This is a genomic window from Tsukamurella pseudospumae (genome assembly GCF_001575205.1).
Lineage (GTDB): Bacteria > Actinomycetota > Actinomycetes > Mycobacteriales > Mycobacteriaceae > Tsukamurella > Tsukamurella pseudospumae.
Genome location: NZ_LSRE01000012.1, coordinates 304105 through 327259, shown reverse-complemented (window position 1 = coordinate 327259; position 23155 = coordinate 304105). Strand labels below are relative to the sequence as shown.

Sequence of the window (23155 nt, the reverse complement as noted above, 5' to 3'; positions counted from 1 at the left end):
GGAACCTCCGAGACTTGCCTATAACGGTGTTATAGAGAGACCATAACGCCGTTATGGACGACGTGCAACCCCCCGCCGACCGAGCGGACCTCCAGGAGAAGCTGCTCTCGATCGCTCACCGCATCGTCGACGAGGAGGGCGTGGACAAGCTGACGGTGCGCCGCCTCGCGGCCGAGGCCGGGGTGTCCACGATGGCCGTGTACACCCGCTTCGGCAGCGTCGGCGCGGTGGCGGCGGCGGTCCGGGAGCGCGGCTTCGGCGAGTTCGCCGATCTCATGGAGTCGGTGGGCGAGACCGAGGACCCCCTGTCCGACCTGTACCTGCAGTACCTGCTCTACCTGCGCTTCGCCGCCGGGCACCTGCACCTGTACAGCCTGATGTTCCAGTACACCTCACCCGAGTGGGCCGCCGGCCAGCGCGCGGAGCTGCTGCAGCACGCGGCGCCCGCCGAGACTCCCGAGGGCAGTCGCTCGTTCGGCGCCATGCTGCGCCGGGTGGAGCGCGCGTATCCCGACGCCGACGCCGCCACGACCGGGGTCCGGGCGGGCGAGGCGTGGGCGAGCGCCCACGGCGTCGCGATGCTGGGGATGGCAGGCCTCCTCGGTCCCGAGGCGCTGGACGCTGTCGCGGGCAGCATGGCCGTCGCCCTCGCCGTCGGTCACGGCGCGCGTCGCCTCGACGCGGCGGAGGCCTCGATGACCCGCGCTCGCCGGCGCCTGGCCGACGAGCACCCCGGCGGCGAGCGCACGGCCGACGACGAACGCCGCGCGGACTAGCGCCGACCGGGCGAGCCGACCCCGGCACCGTCGGGCGACGACCTGCGGGCGTGCAGCGTCCCGACGCCCCAGAGCACGAGCACCACGACGGCGGTCGAGAGGACCTGTTCCCGGACATCGTCGTTGAGCACGGCCAGCACGACGATGCCCAGCAGCACCACGAGCACTGCCCACGACAGGTACGGGTAGGCCCACATCTTCAGCGGCAGCCGGGTGCCGTCGCGCTCGGCGCGGCGGCGCAGCACGATCTGCGAGGCGATGGTCGCGAGCCAGGTGACGATGAGCGTGGACCCGACGACGGCCAGCAGGCGGTCCAGCACCTCGGAGCCCCAGATGTACGTCGCGGGCACCGCCAGGAAGCCGATCGCGGAACTCGCGAGCACCGCGAGGACGGGGACGCCCGAGGAGTTCGCCCGCCCCGCGGCGGCGGGTGCCATGCCGCGCTCGGCCAGGGAGTAGAGCATCCGCGAGCTGCCGTAGAGGTTCGCGTTGAGCGAGCTGAGCAGCGCGATCACGATGACCGCGCCGAGCGTCGTGCCCACGGCCGGCAGCCCCGCGACATCGAGCACGGCGACGAAGGGCTTCTCGGCGACTGCGGGATCGCTCCACGGCAGGGCCAGCAGGATGACGGCCACGCTGCCCACGTAGAAGATGAGGATCCGCCACACCGTGGCGCGGATCGCCCGCCCGACGGTGCGCTCCGGGTCCTGCGTCTCGGCCGCCGCGACGGCCACGATCTCGATGCCGCCGAAGGCGAAGGCGACCACGAGCAGGGCCGCGACGACCCCGCTGATGCCGTGCGGCGCGAAGTCCGACAGGTTGCTCAACCCGGGCGTCGGCGCCGAGGTCCAGCCCAGGAGGAACCCCACCCCGACGACGAGGAAGAGGCCCACGAACACGACCTTGATGAGCGAGAACCAGAACTCGAACTCGCCGAACCCGCGGACCCCGGCCAGATTCAGCCCGGTCAGCGCGACCATGAAGATCAACGCCCACAACCACACCGGCGGCCCGCCGGGCAGGAGCCCGTTCAGGATCGCCGCGGCGGCGACGGCCTCGGCGGCCACGACGAGGCAGAGCTGTACCCACCACAGCCAGCCGACCGCGAAGCCCGCCCCGGGGCCCAGCGCCCGCCCGGCGTAGTGCGAGAACGCTCCGGGATTCGGGTCCGCCGCGACCATCTCGCCGAGCATCCGCATCACGGCGATCACGACGAGGCCCGCCACCGCGTAGGCGATGAGCACCGCCGGCCCGGCGGCCGCGATGCCCTTGCCGGAGCCCACGAACAGCCCGGCGCCGATCGCGGAGCCGAGGCTCATCATGATCAGGTGCCGGGCGCGCAGGCCCGCGTGCAGGCCGGGACCGGCGGGCACGGCCGCTTCCGTGTTCTCGCCCGACGGTGCCGCCATCAGCCGAACAGTGCGGGCAGGGTGCCCTCGTGCGCGGCGCGCAGGTCGGCCAGCGTCACGGTGAACCGGCCCTGGACCTCAACCGAGTCGCTGCCCTGGTCGACCACGCCGATGCGGACGGCCGGCAGCTCCCGGGCGGTGCACATCGCGGCGAACCGGGTCTCCTCGGTGCGCGGCACGGCCACGAGCACGCGGCCCGCCGACTCCGAGAACAGCTGCACGAACGCGTCCGATCCCTCGGGCAGCAGCAGGCGGCAGCCGGTCTCGCCCGCGAGGGCGCCCTCGACCACGGCCTGCCACAGGCCGCCCTCGGAGAGGTCGTGCGCGGCGGAGACGAGGCCGTCTCGCGACGCGGCGGTGAGCACGTCCGCCAGCAGCTTCTCGCGCTGCAGGTCCACCTTCGGCGGCACGCCTCCGAGGTGGTCGTGCTCGACCTGCGCCCAGATCGAGCCGTCGAACTCGTCGCGGGTGTCGCCGAGCAGGTAGAGCGTCTCGCCGGGCTCCGTGCCGAGCCCCGTCGGGATGCGGCGCCGCACGTCGTCGATCACGCCGAGCACGCCGATGACGGGCGTGGGCAGGATCGCGGTGGAGCCGGTCTGGTTGTAGAAGCTGACATTGCCGCCGGTCACGGGGATGCCGAGCTCGACGCAGCCGTCGGCGATGCCGTGCACGGCCTGCTGGAACTGCCACATCACGCCCGGATCCTCCGGCGAGCCGAAGTTGAGGCAGTCGGTGACGGCCTTCGGCGTGGCGCCGGTGACGGCGACGTTGCGGTAGGCCTCGGCGAGCGCGAGCCGGCCGCCCTCGTACGGGTCGAGGTAGGTGTAGCGGCCCGACGCGTCGGTGGACAGCGCGATGCCGCGCTGCGTGCTCTCGTCGATGCGGATGACGCCGCCATCGGCGTGCTCGGCGAGCACGGTGTTGCCGCGCACGTAGCGGTCGTACTGCTCGGTGATGAATCGGCGGGAGCACAGCGCCGGCGAGGCGAGCAGCTTCAGCGCGGTGGCGCGCAGCTCGTCGTCGGAGGCGGGGCGGCGCAGGCCGGCGGTGGTGTCGGCGATGAGCGCGTCCATGAACGCGGGACGCTCGACGGGGCGCTCGTACACCGGACCGTCGTGGGCGATGGTGCGGGCGGGGGCGTCGACGACGGTCTCGCCGTTCCACGCGATGACGAGGTGCTCACCGTCGGTGACCTCGCCGATCACGGTGGCGAGCACGTCCCACTTGGCGCAGACGGCCATGAAGGCGTCGACGTTCTCCGGGGTCACCACGGCGCACATGCGCTCCTGCGACTCGGACGAGAGGATCTCCGCGGCGCTCATGCCCTGCGCGCGGCAGGCGACCTGGTCGAGGTCGATGAACATGCCGCCGTCGCCGGCCGCGGCCAGCTCGGAGGTGGCGCAGGACAGGCCCGCTCCGCCGAGGTCCTGGATGCCGACGACGAGCTTCTCGCGGTAGAGGTCCAGGCAGCACTCGATGAGCACCTTCTCCATGAACGGGTCGCCCACCTGCACCGACGGCAGTTTCTTGGGCTTCTCGTCCGCGTCGAAGCTCTCGGAGGCGAGGACGGAGACGCCGCCGATGCCGTCGAGGCCGGTACGGGCACCGAACAGGATGATCTTGTTGCCCCTGCCGGAGGCGAAGGCCAGGTGCAGGTCCTCGGTGCGCAGCACGCCGGCGCACAGTGCGTTGACCAGTGGGTTGCCGGCGTACGAGGCGTCGAAGACGGTCTCGCCGCCCACGTTGGGCAGGCCCAGGGAGTTGCCGTAGCCGCCGACGCCGCGCACCACCCCGTCGAGCACGCGACGGGTGTCCGGCGCGTCGGCCGGGCCGAAGCGCAGCTGATCCATGACGGCGATGGGGCGCGCGCCCATGGCCATGATGTCGCGGACGATGCCGCCGACGCCGGTCGCGGCGCCCTGGTAGGGCTCCACGTACGACGGGTGGTTGTGCGACTCGACCTTGAAGGTCACGGCCCAGCCGTCGCCGATGTCCACGACGCCCGCGTTCTCGCCGATGCCCGCGAGCATGGTCGAGCGCATCTCGTCGGTGGTGGTCTCGCCGAAGTAGCGCAGGTGCACCTTGGAGCTCTTGTAGGAGCAGTGCTCGGACCACATCACCGAGTACATGGCGAGCTCGGCGTCGGTGGGGCGGCGACCGAGGATCTCGCGGATCCGCTGGTACTCGTCGTCCTTGAGTCCGAGCTCGCGGTACGGCTGGTCGACATCGGGCGTGGAGGCGGCGTGGGTCACCGTGTCTACGTGCACCAGCCCAGTTTAGACGGGTGATTCACGGCCGGAGTTTCAGCCAGCGATCGAGCACCACCAGCGCCTGTTCCGCGGGCTCCCCGTCCTCCGGCCGCAGCACCAGTTCGGGCCGCTCCGGCGCCTCGTACGGCGCGCTCACGCCGGTGAAGTCGGCGATCTCACCCGCCCGTGCCTTCGCGTACATGCCCTTGGGGTCGCGTTCGGCGCAGAGGTCGATGGGCGTGTCCACGAAGACCTCCACGAAGGGCAGGCCCGCCTCCTCGTGCTGGGCACGGATCCGATCACGGTCCTCCCGGTAGGGGCTGATCAGCGACGCGATGGCGACGGTGCCCGCGTCCGCGAGCAGCTGCGCGACGGCGCCCACCCGGCGCACGTTCTCGGCGCGGTCCGCGGCGGAGAAGCCGAGGTCGGCGTTGAGGCCGTGCCGCAGGTTGTCGCCGTCGAGCCGGTAGGCGGGGATCCCCCGGGCCACGAGGAGCCGCTCGAGTTCGCACGCCACCGTCGACTTGCCCGACGCCGACAGCCCCGTCAGCCAGACGGTGCCGCCGCGGGTCGCGCGCTCCTCGCGCGTCACGGCCGCGCCGTGCCAGACCACGGCGCTGGCCTTGAGCGTCGGCCCCGAGATCATCCCCGCGGCCACGGTCTCGTTCGTCTGCGGGTGCACCAGCACGAAGCTGCCCATGGTGCGGCCCCGGCGGTAGGGGTCGAACAGCACGGGCCGGCGCGCGATCAGCTGCACGCGGCCGATGTCGTTGAGCCCGAGCTCGGCCGCGTCCTGGTCGCGGTGCAGCGTACTGGTGTCGAGCCGGTAGTCGAGCGCCTCCACCCGCACGAGGTCCGAGGAGTGCGCGTGCAGCATCCGGTACTCCGCGCCCGCGGTCAGTCGCGCGGTGTCGGAGAACCAGCAGATCGTGGTGTCGAGGTCGGTCGCCGTCTGGGGCCGGTTCGCGGGCCGGCACAGCACGTCCCCGCGGCCCACGTCGAGGTGGTCGGCCAGGCGCACGCACGCGGCCTCGCCCGCCTCGAGGCGGTCCGCGGCCGCGCCGCCGGGCCGGTAGAGCTCGGCCACCGTCGTGGTGAAGCCCGACGGGAGCGCCACCACCTCGTCGCCGACGGCGAACGCCCCGGAGGCGACGGTGCCGGCCACGCCCCGGAAGTCGCTGTCGCGGGGGCGGATCACGTACTGCACGGGCAGGCGCGCGTCGATGAGGTTGCGGTCGCTGACCACGTGCACGTTCTCCAGGTGGTAGAGCAGCGACGGCCCGTCGTACCAGGGGGTGTTCGGCGAACGCTCGGTCACGTTGTCGCCCAGGAGGGCCGAGACCGGGATGGCCTCCACGTCGTGCACCTCGAGCTTGGCGGCGAACTCGGCGAACTCGGCGCGGATCGCGTCGAACCGGCCGCGGTCCCAGTCGACGAGGTCCATCTTGTTCACGCACAGCACCACGTGCTCCACGCCCAGCAGCGAGGTGAGGAAGGTGTGCCGGCGGGACTGCCGGGTGAGCCCGTGCCGGGCGTCGACGAGGATCAGCGCCACGTCGGCGGTCGACGCGCCGGTCACCATGTTGCGCGTGTACTGCTCGTGTCCGGGGGTGTCGGCGAGGATGAACTTGCGTGCGGCCGTGGCGAAGTAGCGGTGGGCCACGTCGATCGTGATGCCCTGTTCCCGCTCCGCCCGCAGGCCGTCGGTAAGCAGCGCGAGGTCCACGCCCTCCTCGCCGCGGGCCCGCGTCGTCGCCTCGACGGCGCTGAGCTGGTCCTCCAGAACGGATTTCGATTCGTAGAGCAGGCGCCCGATGAGCGTGGACTTGCCGTCGTCCACACTGCCGGCCGTCGCGATGCGCAGGATCTCCATCAGAAGTACCCCTCTCCGGTCTCCGCGACCACGGAGCCACTCACCAGAATTCGCGCATTCATCAGAAGTAGCCCTCCTTCTTGCGGTCTTCCATCCCGGCCTCGGAGATCCGGTCGTCGGCGCGGGTGGCGCCGCGCTCGGTGATCCGGGTCGCGGCCACCTCGGCGACGACGGCCCCGGGGGTGGCGGCGAGGGATTCGACGGCGCCGGTGCACGTCGCATCGCCGACGGTGCGGAACCGCACGGTCCGGACCTCGGGCGTCTCGCCGGGCAGAACCTCGACGAGCGGCCCCGTCGAGAGCAGCATCCCGTCGCGCTCGAGCACTTCACGCTCGTGCGCGTAGTACAGCGGGGGCAGGTCGATCGACTCGGCGGCGATGTACTGCCAGATGTCGAGCTCGGTCCAGTTCGAGAGCGGGAACACGCGGATGTGCTCCCCCTTGGCGTGCAGGCCGTTGAAGATGTTCCACAGTTCGGGCCGCTGGGCTCGGGGATCCCACTGCCCGAAGCGATCCCGGAAGCTGAAGATCCGTTCCTTCGCCCGCGCCTTGTCCTCGTCGCGTCGCGCGCCGCCGAACGCGGCGTCGAACCCATGCTCGGCGATGCTGCGGAGCAGGGTCGCGGTCTGCAGCCGGTTGCGGGTGGCCCCGGGCCCCGTCGGCTCCACGACGGCACCGGAGTCGATGTCGTCCTGCACACTGCCGATCACGAGGCGCAGCCCCATCCGCTCGGCCATCACGTCCCGGAAGGCGAGCACCTCGTCGAAGTTGTGACCCGTGTCGATGTGCATGACCGGGAAGGGGATCGCGGCCGGCCAGAAGGCCTTCGCCGCGAGGTGCAGCATGACCACCGAGTCCTTGCCGCCCGAGAAGAGCAACACGGGATGCTCGAAGGTGGCGGCCACCTCGCGGAAGATGTGGACGGCCTCCGCCTCGAGACGTCGCAGGTGATCCACCGCCTCGGGCGGCACATCGGTGTCTGCCGCGCCGCGGGCGGTCGTGGGCGTCGGTGACGACATCGCTCCTCCGGTTCATATTTGGACCAATTCGGTCCATTTGTGATACTCGGAGAGTAGAACGCGTTCTCGCGCCCTGTCAACGCCCCGGCTTGCGACCCCCGATTCGGACCGTCACCCTGTCGGCGGCGGCGATCAGCGCCGAGGCGCGCTCGTCGATCGCGCGCCCGTCGAGCTCGTCGCTCACGTAGAGGCTCGCGACCATCGCCTGTGCGCCGTCGGCGTCGTAGACGGGCGCGGAGATCACGCTGACGTTCCGGGTCTCCCCCGGCGCATCCGCCTCGCCGCGCAGATGGACGCGGTCGCCGATGCCGGCGACCACCTCGCCGAGCAGGGCCCGCAGCTCCGCAGGGATGTCGCCCGGGACGCCGGCCATAAGGCGGTACAGCTGCTGGCCCGCAGGGGTAAGAAGTTCCACGAGGTAGCCGTCCGCCCGGCACGCCTCGATGACCCGCGCGAGCCGGTCACCGTCGGCCCGGATCCGATCCCGGGCGAGCCAGCGTTCGAGCCGACCCGTCCGGTCCCAGAGCACGTACATCAGCCCGATCGGCGGCGTGAACGGATAGCTGTCGCCGACCTTGACCATCGCCGGGCGCCCCGGGTCGACGGCCACGTCGAGCACCGTCACCCGGTCCCCGACGACGCCGGAGAGCGAGACCGGATGCCCGAAGGCCTCCCAGAGGCCGGCCAGGATGTCGCCGCCCGCGGGGTCCGCGCGCAGCGAGGTCCGGGCCGCGCGGCCGAGGGGGATCAGCGCGGGGCCGAGCCGGTAGGTCTTGTCCCGCTCGTCGCGCAGCAGATATCCGGCCTCGACCAGGGTCGTCGCGATGCCGAGGCAGGTCGGCTTGCTCAGGCCCACCCGCCGGGCCAGCTCGGAGAGACCGAAGCGCTCCTTCTCGTGCCGGGCCAGGAACTCCAGGACCGCGACTACGCGGCCCGCGGGCGGCGACGTGCGCCCGGCCGCGGGCGCGGCATCCTCCGGCGCCTGCTCCACATCCGTCATCCGCACTCCTTGACACTCGACGATCGGTCCGCCTACGGTCTGAAACAGGTTCTACCGCATTGGTCCATATTTGTACCACTATCGGAGGTGGGATGTACAGCGAACCGCTCACGGCGGCGATCACGGAGGCCGAGTCTCTCGTGGCCGCGGCCCCGCACATCGAGACGGAGGCGGACCTGCTCGAGGGGCTGCAGTACCTGGCGCAGGGCGTGGCCGCCTGCGTGCACGGGGCCATCCACTTCGACAAGGATCACCCGTTCCTGCTCAGCGGCACGGGGCCGTTCACCAAGATGGGCCTCGACAACCCGGACACGATGTACTTCGGCGCGCGCGTCGACGGTGCCCACGAGTACATGATCACGGGGCGCCGCGGCACCACCGCCGACATCAGCTTCCAGGTACTCGGCGGCGGCGAGTACACCGATGACAACGTGCCCGCGAGCACCGTCGCCTTCGACGACCGCGAGCTGACCGTCGACGCCGACGGGCGGTTCGAGGTCCGGTTCGGCCCGGGCGAACCGGGCCCCGACTACTACCGACTCCCTCCGGGAAAGGCGCAGTTGGTGATCCGCGAGGTGTTCGACGACTGGTCGGCGCAGCGCAGCACCTTCGCGATCGCCCGGACCGATACCGCGGGCACCGCCCCGGATCCGGTCACCGCCGAGCTCATGGCCAAGCGCTACGCCGCCGCCGGCAAGCAGCTGGTGAATCGCGTGAAGACGTGGCTGCAGTTCCCCAAGTGGTTCTACGACCCGCTGCCGGTGAACACGCTGACGGCCCCGCGGCTCACGCCCGGCGGCCTGGCCACCCAGTTCTCCTCGGTGGGCCACTACGACCTCGCCGACGACCAGGCGCTCGTCATCACCGTTCCGCGGGGCGACGCGCCGTACCTGGGCTTCCAGCTCGGCAGCCTCTGGTACATCTCGCTCGACTACATCCATCACCAGACCTCGCTCAACGGCAGCCAGGCGCAGGTCGATCCGGACGGCATGATCCGGATCGTGGTGTCCGAGAACGATCCCGGCGTCACCAACTGGATCGAGACGCTCGGGCACCGTCGGGGGTACCTGCAGTTCCGGTGGCAGCGCACCGACGCACCGCTCGCGGCCACCGATGGTCCGACGGCGCAGGTGGTGTCCCTCGCCGAGGTCGCGCAGCACCTGCCCTTCCACGCCGACAACACGATCTCGCCGGACGCCTGGCGGGCCCGGATCGCCGACCGAGCGCGGCTCGTCGGAGAGAGGATGGTCGGCTGATGCCCGGGTTCGGATTGCAGGAGCGGGTCGTCGTCATCGCCGGCGCGGGACCGGCGCTGGGCGCCACCCTGGCCCGACGGTTCGCCGCCGAGGGATCGCGGGTCGTCGTGGTGGCCCGGAACGTCGAACGCCTCGAGGCCCTCGCCGCACAGGTCGACGGTGCCGTCCCCCTCGCCGCCGACATCACCGACGAGGCGTCCCTCGCCGCCCTGGCCGCGCAGGTCCGCGACCGCTTCGGGCGGGTCGACGCCGTGGTCAACAACGCCTTCACCTACCCCTCGATGCAGCGGCTCGCGAAGACCGATCCCGCGCACATCCTCGAGAGCGTGAACCTCATGGCGCTCGGCGCGCTGCGCACCACCCTCGCCTTCCGCGAGGACCTCGCCGCGGCCTCCGCGGACGGCGGCGGCGCCGTGGTCAACGTCAACTCCATGGTGATCCGCCACTCGGACCTGCGGTACGGCGGCTACAAGGCGGGCAAGACGGCGCAGCTCGCGCTCGCGCAGTCACTCGCCACGGAACTCGGCCCCGAGGGCGTTCGCATCAATTCCGTGGTGCCGGGCTGGATCTGGGGCGACACGCTCAAGGCCTACTTCGAGTACCGCGCGAGCACCAAGGGCGTCACCGTCGAGGAGGACTACGCCGACGCGGCGAAGAACTCCGACCTGCGACGCCTGCCCACCGAGGACGAGGTGGCCTCGGCCGTGCTGTTCCTCGCCTCCCCCACCGCGTCCGGCATCACCGGCCAGACGCTCGACGTCAACTGCGGAGAGTTCCATGTCTAGCGCCACCCGAAACCCCGGCGTCGGCACGGTCGACGACCTGCACGAGTCGGCGATGCGCCGCACCGGCCTCAGCGACTTCGGCGACCCGTCGGATGGGTACCGCGAGGCCCTGCAGGTCCTGCTCGACGCCTACCGCGACGAGGCCTCTCTCACCGAGTTCGGGTCGAAGATCTCGCGGGTGTTCCTGCGCGGTGCGCTCTCGGCGCGGCTGATCAGCGAGGCAGCGTTCGCCGCGAACCCGGAATCCGCCGAGACCCCGGTCGAGCGGCCGATCTTCGTCACCGGCCTGCCGCGGTCCGGCACCACGGCGCTGCACCGCCTGCTCGACGCCGACCCCGGCAACCAGGGGCTGCAGATGTGGCTGGCCGAGGTGCCGCAGCCGCGGCCGCCGCGGGAGACCTGGGCGGAGAACCCGATCTTTTCCATGCTCGACGAGCAGTACGCACAGCACCACGAGGAGCACCCCGAATTCATGGGGCTGCACTACATGTCGGCCGCCGAGGTCGAGGAGTGCTGGCAGCTGCTGCGCCAGTCGGTGCAGTCGGTGTCGTACGAGTGTCTCGCCCACGTGCCGTCCTACGCGGCCTGGCTGGCCGGGCACGACTGGACCGCCGCGTACCGTCGGCACCGCCGGAACCTGCAGCTGATCGGCATGAACGACCCCGAGAAGCGGTGGGTGCTCAAGAATCCCAGCCACCTGTTCGCGCTCGACGCCGTGCTCGAGGCGTATCCCGACGCGCTCATCGTGCAGTGCCACCGGCCCGCGGAGACGATCATCGCGTCGGTCTGCTCGCTCGCCGAGCACGCCACCGAGGGCTGGTCGACGGCCTTCACCGGTGCCACGATCGGCGCCGACCAGCTCGACACCTGGTCCCGTGGCCTCGCGGCCTTCGACGAGTCCCGCTCCCGGCACACCGCCGCCGGCCGCGGCGCCCAGTTCGTGGACGTGGACTACCGCGACCTCGTGGCCGATCCCCTCGGCACCGTCGGGACCATCTACGGGAGTTTCGGCCTGGAACTGACCGACGATGCGCGACAGGCGATGTCGGCGATGCACGATGCCAGCCGATCCGGTGCGCGCCGCCCGAACCACACGTATTCGTTGGCGGACTACGGCCTCACCGAGGACTCGGTCCGCGCCGCCTTCCCCCGCTGAATTGAACACCGTTATGGAGAGGAAACCCGCAGGTCAGAATCTCCATAACGGTGTTCAATCGCGGCAGGGTCAGTGGGCGGCCGCCGCCGGGGCGGGGTCCGACGGTGCGCCGTGGTCGTCGACCATCGTCGCCTCGTCGAAGGGGGCCTGCCGATCGAGCACACGGTGGGTCTGCGCGAGATCGACGGTGTGCGTCCACTTCCCGACGAGCAGGGTCGCGATCGCGTTGCCGGAGAAGTTGGTGAGCGCTCGGGCCTCGGACATGAACCGGTCGATGCCGACGATGACGCCGACGCCGCCGAGGAGGTCCGGGCGGTGGCTCTGCAGGCCGCCGGCGAGCGTCGCCAGCCCGGCGCCGGTGACGCCGGCCGCACCCTTGGACGCGATCATCATGAACAGCAGCAGCGAGAACTGCTCGGCGTAGTTCAACGGCGAGCCCATCGCGTCGGCGATGAACAGCGAGGCCATCGTGAGGTAGATGGCGGTGCCGTCGAGATTGAACGAGTAGCCGGTGGGCACGACGATGCCGACCGTGGTCTTCTCGACTCCGGCGTGCTCCATCTTCGCGATCAACCGGGGCAGCGCCGACTCGCTGGAGCTGGTCGCCACGATGAGCAGGTACTCGCGGCCGAGGTAGCGGGCGAGCTTGAACACCGACAGCCCGGTGACGAGGCGCAGCAGTGACCCCAGGATCACGAAAACGAAGAGCGCGCAGGTGATGTAGAAGGCCAGCATCAGCCAGCCGAGCTGGATCACCGCGTCGAAGCCCGTCGCGCCGACCACGGCCGCCATGGCGCCGAAGGCGCCCACGGGTGCCAGCCACAGCACCATCACGAGTACGCGGAAGACCAACTTCTGCAGCACGGCGATCGCACGCACCGCGGGCTCGCCCGCCGGCCCCATCGCCTGGAGCGCGAAACCCACGAGCAGCGCGACGAACAGGGCCTGCAGCACGCTGCCCGCGGTCAGGGCCGAGAACAGCGTCTCGGGGACGATCCCCTGGACGAAGCCCCAGGTGCCACCGGCCGCGTGCGCCTGATCGGCGTACTTGGCGCCGACCGCAGGATCGGGATGGATCCCGAGGCCCGTGCCGGGCTTGAGCAGGTTGCCCACCACAATGCCCACGCCGAGGGCCAGGGTCGACATCGCGATGAAGTAGCCGAGCGCGAGCCCGCCGATCTTCCCCACGCTCGCCGCCGCGCGCACCGAGCCGATGCCGAGCACGATGGTGCAGAAGATGACCGGGCTGATCATCATCTTGATCAGGCTGACGAAGATGTCGCCGAGCGGCTTGAGGTCCTTGCCGAGGCCGGGCGCCACCAGGCCCACGATCACGCCCGCGACCACCGCGACGATCACGGCGATGTAGAGCCAGTGGGTGCGGTCGCGTTTCGTCCGGGCGGCCGGCGCCGCCCCGTCGATTGCCGTCACAGTGGTCCTCCTGTTTGTCGTAGACCGAACGAGAGAAATCCTGCGAGAATTGTGACCTGCGGCACAGCTTGTGTTCATTGTGTAAACGTTCTGGTGTGAGGAACAGAGCCCGCAGCGTCGCCGCCCAGTCCTTCCTGGCCCAGGTGGCGATCCTGCTGACGATCGCCGCCGGGGCGTCCTGGCTGGTCATCGCCCAGGCGCGGGACGACGGTGACCGCACCGCGCGCGAGCAGACCCGTGCGGCCGCCGTTGCCCTCGCCGCGTCGCCGTCGACGGTGGCGGCCCTCGCCGCGCCCGACGGCCCGGCGACGATGCAGCCCGTCGCCCAGCAGATCGGTCGGCTCGGCAAGCTCGACTTCGTCGTCGTGATGCGCCCCGACCGCACGCGCCTGAGCCACGCCGACCCGGCGCAGATCGGCGGCGAGTACACGGGGACCATCGCCCCTGCGCTCGCCGGGGAGACCTTCACGGAGACCTACGCCGGCAGCCTCGGCCCGTCGATCCGCACGATCACGCCCGTGCACGATGCGTCCGGCACCGTCGTCGGGCTGGTCTCCGCCGGAGTGACCCGGGCGCGTCTCGGGGACCAGGTCCGCGCGGCGCTGCCCCGCATCCTCGCGGTGGTCGCCGCCGCACTGCTCCTGCTCGTGGCGCTGTCCGCCCTGGCCGAGCGACGACTGCGGCGGCAGACCCTGGGCCTGTCCGCCCACGACCTGCGCGGTCTGTACGAGCACCACGACGCCGTGCTGCACACCCTCTCGGAGGGGCTGATCGTCTTCGACGCGGACTCCCCTGGCGGTCCCGCGCAGGTGGTCAACGACGAGGCCCGGCGACTCCTGGCGCTCCCCGACGGCGACGTGCATCAGCGGGACCTGCCGCCCTCGCTACGCGGCGCCGACGACCTCACCGACGAGCTGCACGTGACCGGCAGCCGCGTCCTTCTGGTGAACCGCCGCCCCGTCACCGGGCCGACCGGTCCGCTGGGCACCGTCCTCACCGTGCGCGACCGCACCGAGCTGCAGACCGTGCTGGGCGAGCTCGACACCGCCCGCTCGCTGGCCGACGCACTCAGCGCGCAGGCGCACGAGCACGCCAACCGCCTGCACTCGGTGGTCACCATGATCGAATTGGGAGAGCAGGATTCGGCGGCGCAGCTCGCCATCGCCGACCGCAGTGCGTCCCAGGGCCTCGTCGATCGACTCGCGGGCGAGGCGGCCCCGTCCGCCGTCGCACTCCTCGTCGCGAAGACCGCCGCTGCCGGTGCCCTCGACGTCGAGCTCACCGTCGCCGAGGGAACGGACCTCTCCGCCGCGCCCCTGCCCGACGTCCAACTCCTCACGCTCCTGGGGAACCTCGTGGACAACGCCATCGACGCCGCGGGCCCGGGTGGCTGGGTGGAGCTGTCCGCGGCCACCGGCCGCGACGGATCGTGGGACCTGACCGTCGCCGACAGCGGCCCGGGCATGTCCGCCGATGAGTTCGGCCGTGCCCGGACGCGCGGGTACTCCACGAAGGACCGCGGCGAGCGCCTGCACGGCGGCGGACTCGGACTCGCACTGGTCGACCAGGTGGTGCGCCAGGCGGGTGGCAGGATCGAGTCGGGCCGGACACCGTCGACGGTGACGGTGCGGCTACCGGGAGGTGAGCGATGACGGTGCGCGTCCTCGTCGTGGACGACGAGCCGCAGATCGCCCGCGCGCACGCCGAATACGTACGGCGCGTCGCGGGATTCGAGGTCGTCGGGGTGGTCGGCACGGCCGTCGCCGCGCTGAGCGAGGTCCGACGGTCCGCCGTCGCCGGCCCGCCCGTCGACCTGGTGCTCGCCGACGTCGGTCTCCCCGATCGCAGCGGCCTCGAGCTGGCCGCCGACCTCGCGGGCCTCCGCCCGCGGCCGGACGTCATCGTGATCACCTCGGCGCGCGATATCGCGACGGTCCGCGGGGCCATGGCCAGCGGTGCGATCCTCTATCTGATCAAGCCCTTCACCTTCGCCGCGTTCGCGGACCGGCTGAACCGCTATCTGTCCTTCCGCGACGCCCTCAGCGGCGAGGACGTCGGGCAGCGCGAGGTCGACGCGGCCTTCGCGGCCCTGCGCGAGGCCCCCTCGGAGACGACGGCACCGAAGGGGCTGGCACCGTCGACCCTGGAGGCCGTGACCTCCGCCCTGCGACACGCCGATTCGCCGCTCGGCGCAGCCGACGTGGCGGCTCGCACCGGGATGTCGCGCGTGACCGCGTGGCGCTACCTGGAGCGTCTCGCCGACGACAGACTGTGCGAGCGGATCACCGAGTACGGCGGCCGCGGCCGGCCCGAGGTCCGCTACCGCTGGCTGTGACGGACGAAAACCACTGTCACCGGGTCCCGCACCATTGCTACCGTGCCGCCATGGATCTCGCCGATGTCTGGCCACCGTTCGGGCTGCGCCTTCGCACCCCGCGGCTGACGCTGCGCGTGGTCCGTGACGAGGACCTCCCGCACCTCGCTGCGGCGGTCGCCGACGGCATCCACGATCCGACGGTGATGCCCTTCCGGACCCCGTGGACCGATCGCGCTCCTGACGTGGCGCCGACGCTGCTCGCCCAGTACCACTGGTCGCTGCGCGCCCGGTTCGCGCCCGAGGACTGGGAGTTCGCCTTCGCCGTGCTGCACGACGGCGTCCCGATCGGCACCCAGCACGTCGCCGCCCAGCGGTTCGCGGAGCTGCGCTCCGTCGAGACCGGATCGTGGCTGAGCCGGCGGTTCCACGGACGCGGTATCGGCACCGAGATGCGGTCCGCCGTCCTGACTTTCGCGTTCGATCAGCTCGGAGCCGAGTGGGCCACCTCGGCGGCCGCGGAGTGGAACGCATCGTCGAACGGGGTGTCCCGCGCTCTCGGCTACCGCGAGAACGGCGTCGAACGCATCGTCACGCGGCCCGGCGTGGTCGAGAACATGGTCCGACTACGTATGCCGGCCCAGGATTTCGTGCGTTCGCCGTGGCGCCTGGAGACATCCGGTGTCGAGGCGGTGCGCGACTACCTCGGGCTGTCGGAGTCGCCGACGGCGCCCCGTTCGTAGTCCGCGCGCACGGCGCGGTCGGCGGAGCGCACCTGGTCCGGAACGAGGAAGCGGTCGAGCAGGTCCCGCACGGGTTGCGGCGAGAGGGTCTGCAGGCGGTGCAGTAGCCCGACCGTGCGCGGCACGTGCACCTCGAACCGCGGACTGGCGAGAGTGTCGGCGATGGCCGCGGCGATCCGCTCCGGAGTGAGCATCGCCGCGGCCCCTGTCGTGGTCCCGGCGGCGAGCGCAGTATCGACGACCGCGGGCATGACGACGCTCAGTTCCACACCGCTGCCCCGCAACTCGCGGCGCACGGCGCGGAGGTAGCCGTAGATCCCGTACTTGGTGGCGCTGTAGGTGGCCTCGCCGGCGGGGCTGAGCTTCGACGCCGCCGACGCCACGGTCACGATGTGCCCGCTGCGCCGCGGGAGCATCCGGCGTGCCGCCAACCGCGTACCGAGGATCGGACCGACCAGGTTCACCGCGACCTGCCGCTGGATCGACGCCGCGCCCTCGTCGACGAACGACCCCACCCACATCACGCCCGCGTTGTTCACGAGGGCGTCGAGCGGACCGTCGGCCTCAGCGGCGGCGAGGAACTCCTCGAACGACCCCTCGTCGGTCACATCGAGCCGCAGGGACTCGGCCCGCCCGCCGGCGGAGCGGATCGACTCGGCGACGGCCTGAGCGGCGGCCTCGTCGCGGTCGCCGATCCAGACCCGCGCCCCGCGCGCGGCGAGCAACCGGCACGTCGCCGCACCGATCCCCGAGCCGCCGCCCGTCACCGCGACCCTCCGCCCGTTCAGCTCCGCCATCGCCGCGCCCCTCTCGATTGAACACCGTTATGGAGAGAATAATCGCAGGTGGGAATCTCCATAACGGTGTTCAATTCGCGGTGGCGCCCTTCGCCGCCGCGGAGTCCGCGGAGGCCAGGTACTCCTGGTGCAACAGGCGACGGGTGGTCCGGGGCGTGAACGTCCGCCCCAGCGCCCCGAGCGCCCCGAGCGGGGTGTCGATCCGCGTGGGTCGGCGCACGATGGCGCGCACGATGATCCGGGCGGCGTGCTCCGGGCTGATGGCGCGCGCACCGTCGTAGGCCTCGGTCGGGGCGATCATGGCCGTCCGGACCAGCGGCATGTGGACGTTGGTGAACGTGACGTGGTCGGTGAGGGTTTCGGTCGCGGCGACGTCGGTGAAGGCGTCGAGCGCCGCCTTGCTCGCGACGTACGCCGAGAACCGCGGGCCGCGCGCGGAGACACCGATGCTCGAGACGTTGACCACGTGCCCGAACCCGCGCTCCCGCATGTGCGGGAGCAGCGCCAGCGTCATCCGAACGGCGCCGAAGTAGTTGACGTCCATTGTTCGCTCGTAGTCGTGGAACCGGTCGACAGAGGCCCGCACGGACCGCCGTATAGATCGTCCCGCGTTGTTGACGAGGTAGTCGACGTGGCCGTGCTCGTCGAGGATCCGCGCGACAGTGCGATCCACCGCGTCGCCGTCGGTCACGTCGCACACGTACGCGGCGGCTTCGCCGCCGGCGGCGACGATCTCATCGACCGCGGCCGTGAGCTCGACCTCGTTGCGGGCCAGCAGGATCACCCGCGCCCCGCGATCGGCCAGCGTGCGCGCCGCCTCGCGGCCGATGCCCGCCGAGGCGCCGGTGATCACCACGTGCCGCCCGGCGATCGGGTCGCGCCGCCGCAGGCGGGCGGGGTCGAGCTGCTCGCGCCAGTACGCGAACAGCCGGGGCCCGTAGTCCCGCAGCTCGGGCACGTCGATCCCGGTGCCCGCCAGTGCGTCCCGGGTAGCCTCGGAGGTGTAGCGGGCGGTGAAGCCGAGGTTCTCGAACGCGCGGGGCGGGATACCGCGCTGCTTGAGCACGGTGTCGCGCAGGACCCCGGTGCGCCCCGAGCCACTCAGCCTGATCGCCGAATCCACGGCGCGGCGCGGGATCCGGCCGACGGCGGGCGGTGCTCCCGCGGGCCGGGCGATCGCGCGGTACAGCTCCAGCACGCTCTGCGGCTCCGGGTTCACCAGGTGATAGACCCGGCCGGTCCCGTCGGCCCGGAGCATGAGCTCGACGAGCGCCTCCGCCACGTAGTCGACGGGCACCACGTTGGTGTCGCCGGTGTCGGGCAATACCATCGGGAACACCGACGGCACGTGCCGCAGCGTGTCGAAGATCGGGAAGAAGTAGTACGGACCGTCGATCTTGTCCATCTCGCCGGTCTGCGAGTCGCCCACCACGATCGCCGGCCGGTAGATGCGCCACCGCACGTCGTCCGCCTCGCGGACCAGCTTCTCGGACTCGAACTTGGTGCGGTGGTACGGCGACGGGAAGCCCTGTCCCAGATCGAAATCGTCCTCCCCGAAGGCGCCCCTGTGATCGCCGGCCACCGCGACGGACGAGACGTGATGCAGCTCCGCGCCGATGCTCCGCGCCAGCTCGATCACCGCGCGGGTCCCCTCGACGTTGACCCGCTCGTTGGCCTGCACGCTCGCGGACATGTCGTACACCGCACCGAGATGGAGCACGGCGTCGGCCGCAGGAGGCGCACCGTCGAGCCCGAGGCCCGGGGCGGCGAGGTCACCCAGCAGCGGCATGACGCGCTCGCCCCAGCGGGCCCTCCAGTCGTCGAGCTTCGACGCCGACGACGGCCGCACCAACAGGTGCACCACTGCATCGGGGTCGCGCTCCAGCAGCAGGGGAACGATGCGCCGGCCCAGGAAACCTGTGGCGCCGGTGATCAGGTAGGTATTCACAGCTGACTCCTTCACGAGTCGCTCGGCAACTGACTTGTCGGTAAGATTACTCCAGAGTCAGTTCGACCACCAGAACCTGTCAGTGACATCACGGATACTCGTCCACATGTCCATCGACCAGGCACGACGCGCGGAGGCCACGATCCTCCACGCCGACCTGGACTCGTTCTACGCCTCTGTCGAGCAACGCGACCATCCGTGGCTCCGCGGCCGCCCCGTGCTGGTCGGGTCGGACGTCGTGCTGGCGGCCAGCTACGAGGCGAAGGCCAAGGGCGTGCGCTCGCCCATGCCGCACCGCGAGGCGCTGGCGCTCGCCCCGTTCGCCATCACCATGCCGCCGCGGTTCGACGCGTACATGGAGGCCAGCAAGCGGGTCTTCGAGGTGTTCCGGGACATCACGCCGCTGGTCGAGGGTCTCTCCGTGGACGAGGCCTTCCTCGACGTGGCCGGCCTCCACCGCATCGACGGCACGCCGGTCCAGATCGCCCAGCGCCTCCGCGAGCGGGTCAAGGCCGAGGTCGGCCTGCCCATCACCGTCGGGGTGGCACGCAGCAAGTTCCTCGCCAAGGTGGCCAGCGCCGTCGGCAAGCCCGACGGTCTGCTCCACGTTCCGCCCGGCACGGAGCTGCAGTTCCTGCACCCCCTGCCGGTGCGGCGGCTGTGGGGCGTCGGCCCCAAGACCGAGTCGCGCCTGCACGAGGTCGGCATCGGCACCGTCGGGCAGATCGCGGAGTTGGGCGAGCCGCGCCTGGCCTCGCTCCTCGGCAGGGGCACCGCGCGGCACCTGTACGCACTGTCGATGGCGCACGATCCGCGGCGGATCGACACCGGTCGGCGCCGCAAGTCGATCGGCGCGCAACGCGCCCTGGGTCGCCGGATGAAGTCCGAGTCGGAGATCGAAGCCACCGCGCTCGCGATCGTCGACCGGCTCGGCGAGCGGCTGCGCGCCGCAGGGCGCGTCACGCGCACCGTCGAACTGCGACTGCGGTTCGACGATTTCGCGTCCGTCACCCGGTCCCGCTCCCTGCGCGAGCCCACCGACCAGACATCGGTCGTACTCGCCACCGCGCGCGGGCTGCTCGACGAGGCGATGCCTCTGGTCCGGGAGCGCGGCTGCACGCTCATCGGGCTCTCGCTGGCGAACCTGGAGAACCACGGCGCGGTGCAGCTCACGCTGCCCTTCGACGGCGGCGAGCACGATACCGACCTCGACCTCGCGCTCGATTCGCTGCGCACCCGTTACGGGCGTGACGCCGTCACGCGCGGCAAGCTCCTGCACCGGCCGTTGGGGCCCGATGCACCGATGCTCACCGACCAGGACTGATCAGCGTGACGGCAGCACCACCAAGGACAGGAGCATCACGCCGATGCGAAGAGCGCATTCGCCGGCACCTTGCGGCGGGACCGTTTCGCGAACAGCTTCCGGTGCGTCGCCCTCCGCGGCGAGGCCGTAGAGCATCCGCGAGGTGGAGTAGATGCCCGAGTTCGCCGACGACAGTGAGTCGCGGTTCACTCGGGAGCGGTGGATCCCGTCCCGCGTTCGGCGATGAACCGGCGGGTGACCGCCATGTCCCGATCCCCCAGACCGGCCTCGATGATCGCCTCGAACTCGGCCAGCAGCGCGGGCAGCAGCATCGCCTCGGTGCCGGTGGCACGCGCGACCTCGGTGGCGGATCGGAGATCCTTCGCGAGGTACTTCGCCATGCCCGACGGTGCGTCGTCCCCCGTCACCAGCTTGTCCTTGCGAGTCGCCAGCAGGCGGGACGAGGCGTAGCCGCCGCCGAGCAGCTCCCACATCGCCGCGAGGTCGATGCCGGAGCGGTCCGCGAGCACCGTCGCCTCCCCCAGCGCCGCGATGGTCGCCGCGACGACCAGCTGGTTGCACGCCTTCGCGACCTCGCCGGCGCCCAAGGGCCCCAGGCGGACCGGGGTGCCACAGGGCTCGAGCACGTCCGCGGCGCGAGCGCAGTCGACCTCGGTGCCGCCCATCATGATCGACAGTGTCCCGGCGATCGCGCCGTCCTCACCACCGGAAACCGGCGCGTCCACGACGCGGACCCGGCCGGCGGTCTCCCGGTCCAGACGGTCCGCGAGCGCTCGCACGCCGAGCGCCGAGGAGGTCGAACCGATGAGCAGCAGGAGCGGGCGATCGCCCGCGAGCAGTCCGCGCTCGCCCGCGAGAACCTCCTCGATCTCCGGGAGGTCGGGCAGCATCAACAGCACGACATCGGCCACCGCGGCCAGTCCCGCCGGGTCATCGTGCTGGACGGCGCCGTCGGCCACGAGGTCCGGGCGGGGCCGCCGGGCGGTGATGTGGACGGGGCCGTGCGCGCGGGCGAGGTGTCGCGCCATGGGCGCGCCCATGGCTCCGAGTCCGATGACGCCGACGGCGATGTGCGCAGCCTGATCCATTCGTCCAGCCTAACGAATGTCGTTCGATATATTGGCCGATCTCCTAGACTCGGCCCATGACCACCACATCGAAGCCCTTGCGCGTCGCCCTCGCGGTCGACCTGCCCGAATCCGACTGCCGGCTGATCGAGCGCCTCGAGCCCCGCGTCGAGTTGCTCCGTGATCACACGCTGTACCGTCCGCCCCGGTGGGACGCGGATTGGGAGGGCGACCCGGCCTTCACCCGCACGCCCGATCAGCAGGCCGCCTACGAGTCGCTGCTCGCCGGCGCCGACGCGCTCTTCGGCATCCCCGACGTGCAGCCCGCGCTGCTCGCCGCGACCGTCCGCGCAAACCCCGCTCTGCGCTGGGTGCACACCACCGCCGCGGGCGGCGGCGGGCAGGTCCGCGCCGCCGGGCTCGACGAAGCGGAGCTCACGCGGGTCGCGTTCACCACCAGCGCCGGGGTGCACGGCTCGACACTGGCCGAGTTCGCGCTGTTCGGAATCCTCGCGGGCGCGAAGAACCTGCGCCGCCTGGAGTCCGATCAGGCCGCCAAGCAGTGGCCCGCCCGGTGGGAGATGCGCCACCTCGACGAGATGACGGTCCTCATCGTGGGACTCGGAGGGATCGGCGCGGCGACCGCGGCCCGGTTCAAGGCCTGCGGGTCGACGGTGTGGGGCACCTCCCGCAGCGGCCGCCTCGTGGAGAACGTCGACCGGATCGTCCCCCTCGACGACATCGTCGCGGCCGCGGGCGAGGTGGACGCGATCGTCGTGACCCTGCCCGGCACCGCGGCCACCGAGAAGCTGATCGGCGCGGACCTGTTCGCCGCCGTGCGGCCCGGCACTCTGCTCACCAACGTCGGCCGCGGCACCGTCATCGACGAGGACGCACTGCTCACGGCCCTCAACGAGGAGCGGATCGGCTTCGCCGCGCTGGACGTCTTCGCCACCGAGCCGCTGCCCTCCGACAGCGCTCTGTGGCACCACCCGAACGTCCTGGCGAGCCCGCACACGGCCGCGCTGAGCCGCCAGGAATCCACGCGGATCGCCCGGCTGTTCGCGCGCAACGCCACGGCGCTGCTCGACGGGGCTCCGACGGCCAACACCGTCGACACCGTGGAGTTCTACTGATGACCGATCCCGAGGGCACGCGCGCACCGGCGCCCGCCGTCACCCGCGCGCTGGGCATTCTCACGCTGCTCGCGGAATCCGACGCGCCGGCCATGAGCCTCAGCGAGCTCGCGCGCGGGCTGGGCATCGCGAAGTCCTCGTGCACCAACCTCTGTCAGGCCCTGGAAGACGGGGACATGATCCGGCGCGTGACCGGCGGCTTCGCCCTGGGCCGGCGGACGGCGGAGATCGGCGGCGCCTACGCGCTGCAGTTCAACCAGGTCCGCGAGTTCTTCCCGGTGATCGCGGCGTCCCCCACGCTGCACCGCGAGCTGGTCCAGATCGCCATGCTCGATGGCGCCCACACGCTCTACCTCGCGCGCCACGAGGGCCGGGCTCCGTACCGGTTCGGCACGCCGCTCGGCTCGCGCCTGCCCGCGGTCTTCACGGCCACGGGACACGCCCTCCTGGCCGCGCTCCCCGACGAGGAGCTGGACGCGATCCTCGGCTCCGCCGTCCCCGCCCGGAGTGCCGCCGACGGCAGCGAGGTCACCGAGGCCGATGTCCGGGCCGAGCTGGAACAGGTGCGGACACGCGGATTCGCGGTCGACCGGGGGCACGGCACCCTCGGCGTCACCGGCATCGCGGTCGCGCTCCCCGCCTGGACGCCGGGCGATCCGCCGCTCGGGCTCGGCGCCGCCATGCCCGCCGATCAGGCCGACGACCTGCGCATAGCCACCGTCGGGACCGCCCTGGTGGAGGCTGCCGCGCGGCTGAGCAACCCGTGGAGACAGCAGGGCTCGACGAACTGATCCACACGAATATCGTTCAACCTGTTGTACGCCGTTCGACCAAGTGTTAGCTTTCAGGTATCGGATGTGACGCCGGTCACGA

Annotated in this window: 19 protein-coding genes; 10 read left to right on the top strand and 9 right to left on the bottom strand. The window is 71.5% G+C overall.

The annotated features are described in order from the left end of the window. Nucleotides 1–53: 53 nt before the first annotated feature. Nucleotides 54–776, top strand: a complete 723-nt coding sequence (locus AXK61_RS10410; protein WP_068573003.1) for a TetR/AcrR family transcriptional regulator — start codon at nucleotides 54–56, stop codon at nucleotides 774–776. On the opposite strand, the gene AXK61_RS10405 is transcribed toward AXK61_RS10410, so the two are convergent. The 5 genes from AXK61_RS10405 to AXK61_RS10385 form a co-directional block, all read right to left on the bottom strand. Next, a complete protein-coding gene (locus tag AXK61_RS10405; RefSeq protein WP_068573002.1) occupies nucleotides 773–2185 on the bottom strand; it encodes an amino acid permease in 1413 nt (470 codons plus the stop codon). The genes AXK61_RS10410 and AXK61_RS10405 overlap by 4 nt on opposite strands. Next, entirely contained in the window at nucleotides 2185–4452 is a 2268-nt protein-coding gene (purL, locus tag AXK61_RS10400) for a phosphoribosylformylglycinamidine synthase subunit PurL (RefSeq protein ID WP_197466788.1), read from the bottom strand. The genes AXK61_RS10405 and purL overlap by 1 nt, the downstream gene beginning before the upstream one ends. 22 nt (nucleotides 4453–4474) lie before the next feature. Next, the gene (gene cysC, locus AXK61_RS10395; RefSeq protein WP_068572998.1) at nucleotides 4475–6307 is read right to left on the bottom strand and encodes an adenylyl-sulfate kinase; all 1833 of its coding nucleotides are present in this window, start codon (nucleotides 6305–6307) and stop codon (nucleotides 4475–4477) included. 61 nt (nucleotides 6308–6368) lie between these two features. Beyond that, complete coding sequence (gene cysD, locus AXK61_RS10390; protein ID WP_082778088.1) at nucleotides 6369–7325, bottom strand: sulfate adenylyltransferase subunit CysD; 957 nt, start codon at nucleotides 7323–7325, stop codon at nucleotides 6369–6371. Between the two features lie 76 nt (nucleotides 7326–7401). Next, on the bottom strand, nucleotides 7402–8325 hold the full coding sequence (locus AXK61_RS10385) for an IclR family transcriptional regulator (RefSeq protein ID WP_068572996.1): 924 nt from the start codon (nucleotides 8323–8325) through the stop codon (nucleotides 7402–7404). Between the two features lie 92 nt (nucleotides 8326–8417). Between AXK61_RS10385 and AXK61_RS10380 the strand changes: the two genes are divergently transcribed. From AXK61_RS10380 to AXK61_RS10370, 3 genes are read left to right on the top strand one after another with little or no spacing between them, the layout of a single operon-like run. Continuing rightward, complete coding sequence (locus AXK61_RS10380) at nucleotides 8418–9581, top strand: DUF1214 domain-containing protein (RefSeq protein ID WP_068572995.1); 1164 nt, start codon at nucleotides 8418–8420, stop codon at nucleotides 9579–9581. Continuing rightward, nucleotides 9581–10366, top strand: a complete 786-nt coding sequence (locus tag AXK61_RS10375) for an SDR family oxidoreductase (protein WP_068572993.1) — start codon at nucleotides 9581–9583, stop codon at nucleotides 10364–10366. The genes AXK61_RS10380 and AXK61_RS10375 overlap by 1 nt, the downstream gene beginning before the upstream one ends. Further along, nucleotides 10359–11522 (top strand): sulfotransferase family protein, encoded by a 1164-nt coding sequence (locus AXK61_RS10370; RefSeq protein ID WP_068745167.1) that lies wholly within the window; start codon nucleotides 10359–10361, stop codon nucleotides 11520–11522. The genes AXK61_RS10375 and AXK61_RS10370 overlap by 8 nt, the downstream gene beginning before the upstream one ends. A gap of 69 nt (nucleotides 11523–11591) precedes the next feature. On the opposite strand, the gene AXK61_RS10365 is transcribed toward AXK61_RS10370, so the two are convergent. Continuing rightward, complete coding sequence (locus tag AXK61_RS10365) at nucleotides 11592–12953, bottom strand: cation:dicarboxylate symporter family transporter (RefSeq protein ID WP_068572987.1); 1362 nt, start codon at nucleotides 12951–12953, stop codon at nucleotides 11592–11594. A gap of 95 nt (nucleotides 12954–13048) precedes the next feature. Between AXK61_RS10365 and AXK61_RS10360 the strand changes: the two genes are divergently transcribed. From AXK61_RS10360 to AXK61_RS10350, 3 genes are read left to right on the top strand one after another with little or no spacing between them, the layout of a single operon-like run. Beyond that, the gene (locus AXK61_RS10360; protein ID WP_068572985.1) at nucleotides 13049–14605 is read left to right on the top strand and encodes a sensor histidine kinase; all 1557 of its coding nucleotides are present in this window, start codon (nucleotides 13049–13051) and stop codon (nucleotides 14603–14605) included. Beyond that, nucleotides 14602–15288 (top strand): response regulator, encoded by a 687-nt coding sequence (locus tag AXK61_RS10355; protein ID WP_068745163.1) that lies wholly within the window; start codon nucleotides 14602–14604, stop codon nucleotides 15286–15288. The genes AXK61_RS10360 and AXK61_RS10355 overlap by 4 nt, the downstream gene beginning before the upstream one ends. 50 nt (nucleotides 15289–15338) lie before the next feature. Beyond that, nucleotides 15339–16010, top strand: a complete 672-nt coding sequence (locus AXK61_RS10350) for a GNAT family N-acetyltransferase (RefSeq protein WP_068572981.1) — start codon at nucleotides 15339–15341, stop codon at nucleotides 16008–16010. Here the strand turns inward: AXK61_RS10350 and AXK61_RS10345 are convergent. Both AXK61_RS10345 and AXK61_RS10340 read right to left on the bottom strand, forming a co-directional pair. Beyond that, nucleotides 15968–16807 (bottom strand): SDR family oxidoreductase, encoded by an 840-nt coding sequence (locus AXK61_RS10345; protein ID WP_068572980.1) that lies wholly within the window; start codon nucleotides 16805–16807, stop codon nucleotides 15968–15970. The two genes, AXK61_RS10350 and AXK61_RS10345, sit on opposite strands and share 43 nt — an antisense overlap. Before the next feature lie 70 nt (nucleotides 16808–16877). Continuing rightward, on the bottom strand, nucleotides 16878–18755 hold the full coding sequence (locus AXK61_RS10340) for an SDR family oxidoreductase (RefSeq protein WP_068745161.1): 1878 nt from the start codon (nucleotides 18753–18755) through the stop codon (nucleotides 16878–16880). 106 nt (nucleotides 18756–18861) lie between these two features. Between AXK61_RS10340 and dinB the strand changes: the two genes are divergently transcribed. Continuing rightward, complete coding sequence (dinB, locus tag AXK61_RS10335; protein ID WP_068745159.1) at nucleotides 18862–20079, top strand: DNA polymerase IV; 1218 nt, start codon at nucleotides 18862–18864, stop codon at nucleotides 20077–20079. A 185-nt stretch (nucleotides 20080–20264) separates the two neighbouring features. Here the strand turns inward: dinB and AXK61_RS10325 are convergent, their stop codons facing one another. Continuing rightward, the gene (locus tag AXK61_RS10325; RefSeq protein ID WP_068745155.1) at nucleotides 20265–21167 is read right to left on the bottom strand and encodes an NAD(P)-dependent oxidoreductase; all 903 of its coding nucleotides are present in this window, start codon (nucleotides 21165–21167) and stop codon (nucleotides 20265–20267) included. 56 nt (nucleotides 21168–21223) lie between these two features. Here AXK61_RS10325 and AXK61_RS10320 point away from each other — a divergent pair, with 56 nt between their 5' ends. Both AXK61_RS10320 and AXK61_RS10315 read left to right on the top strand, forming a co-directional pair. Continuing rightward, complete coding sequence (locus AXK61_RS10320; RefSeq protein WP_068745153.1) at nucleotides 21224–22282, top strand: D-2-hydroxyacid dehydrogenase; 1059 nt, start codon at nucleotides 21224–21226, stop codon at nucleotides 22280–22282. Further along, entirely contained in the window at nucleotides 22282–23073 is a 792-nt protein-coding gene (locus AXK61_RS10315) for an IclR family transcriptional regulator (protein ID WP_068745151.1), read from the top strand. Before AXK61_RS10320 ends, AXK61_RS10315 begins: the two co-directional genes overlap by 1 nt. The last annotated feature ends 82 nt before the right edge of the window (nucleotides 23074–23155 follow it).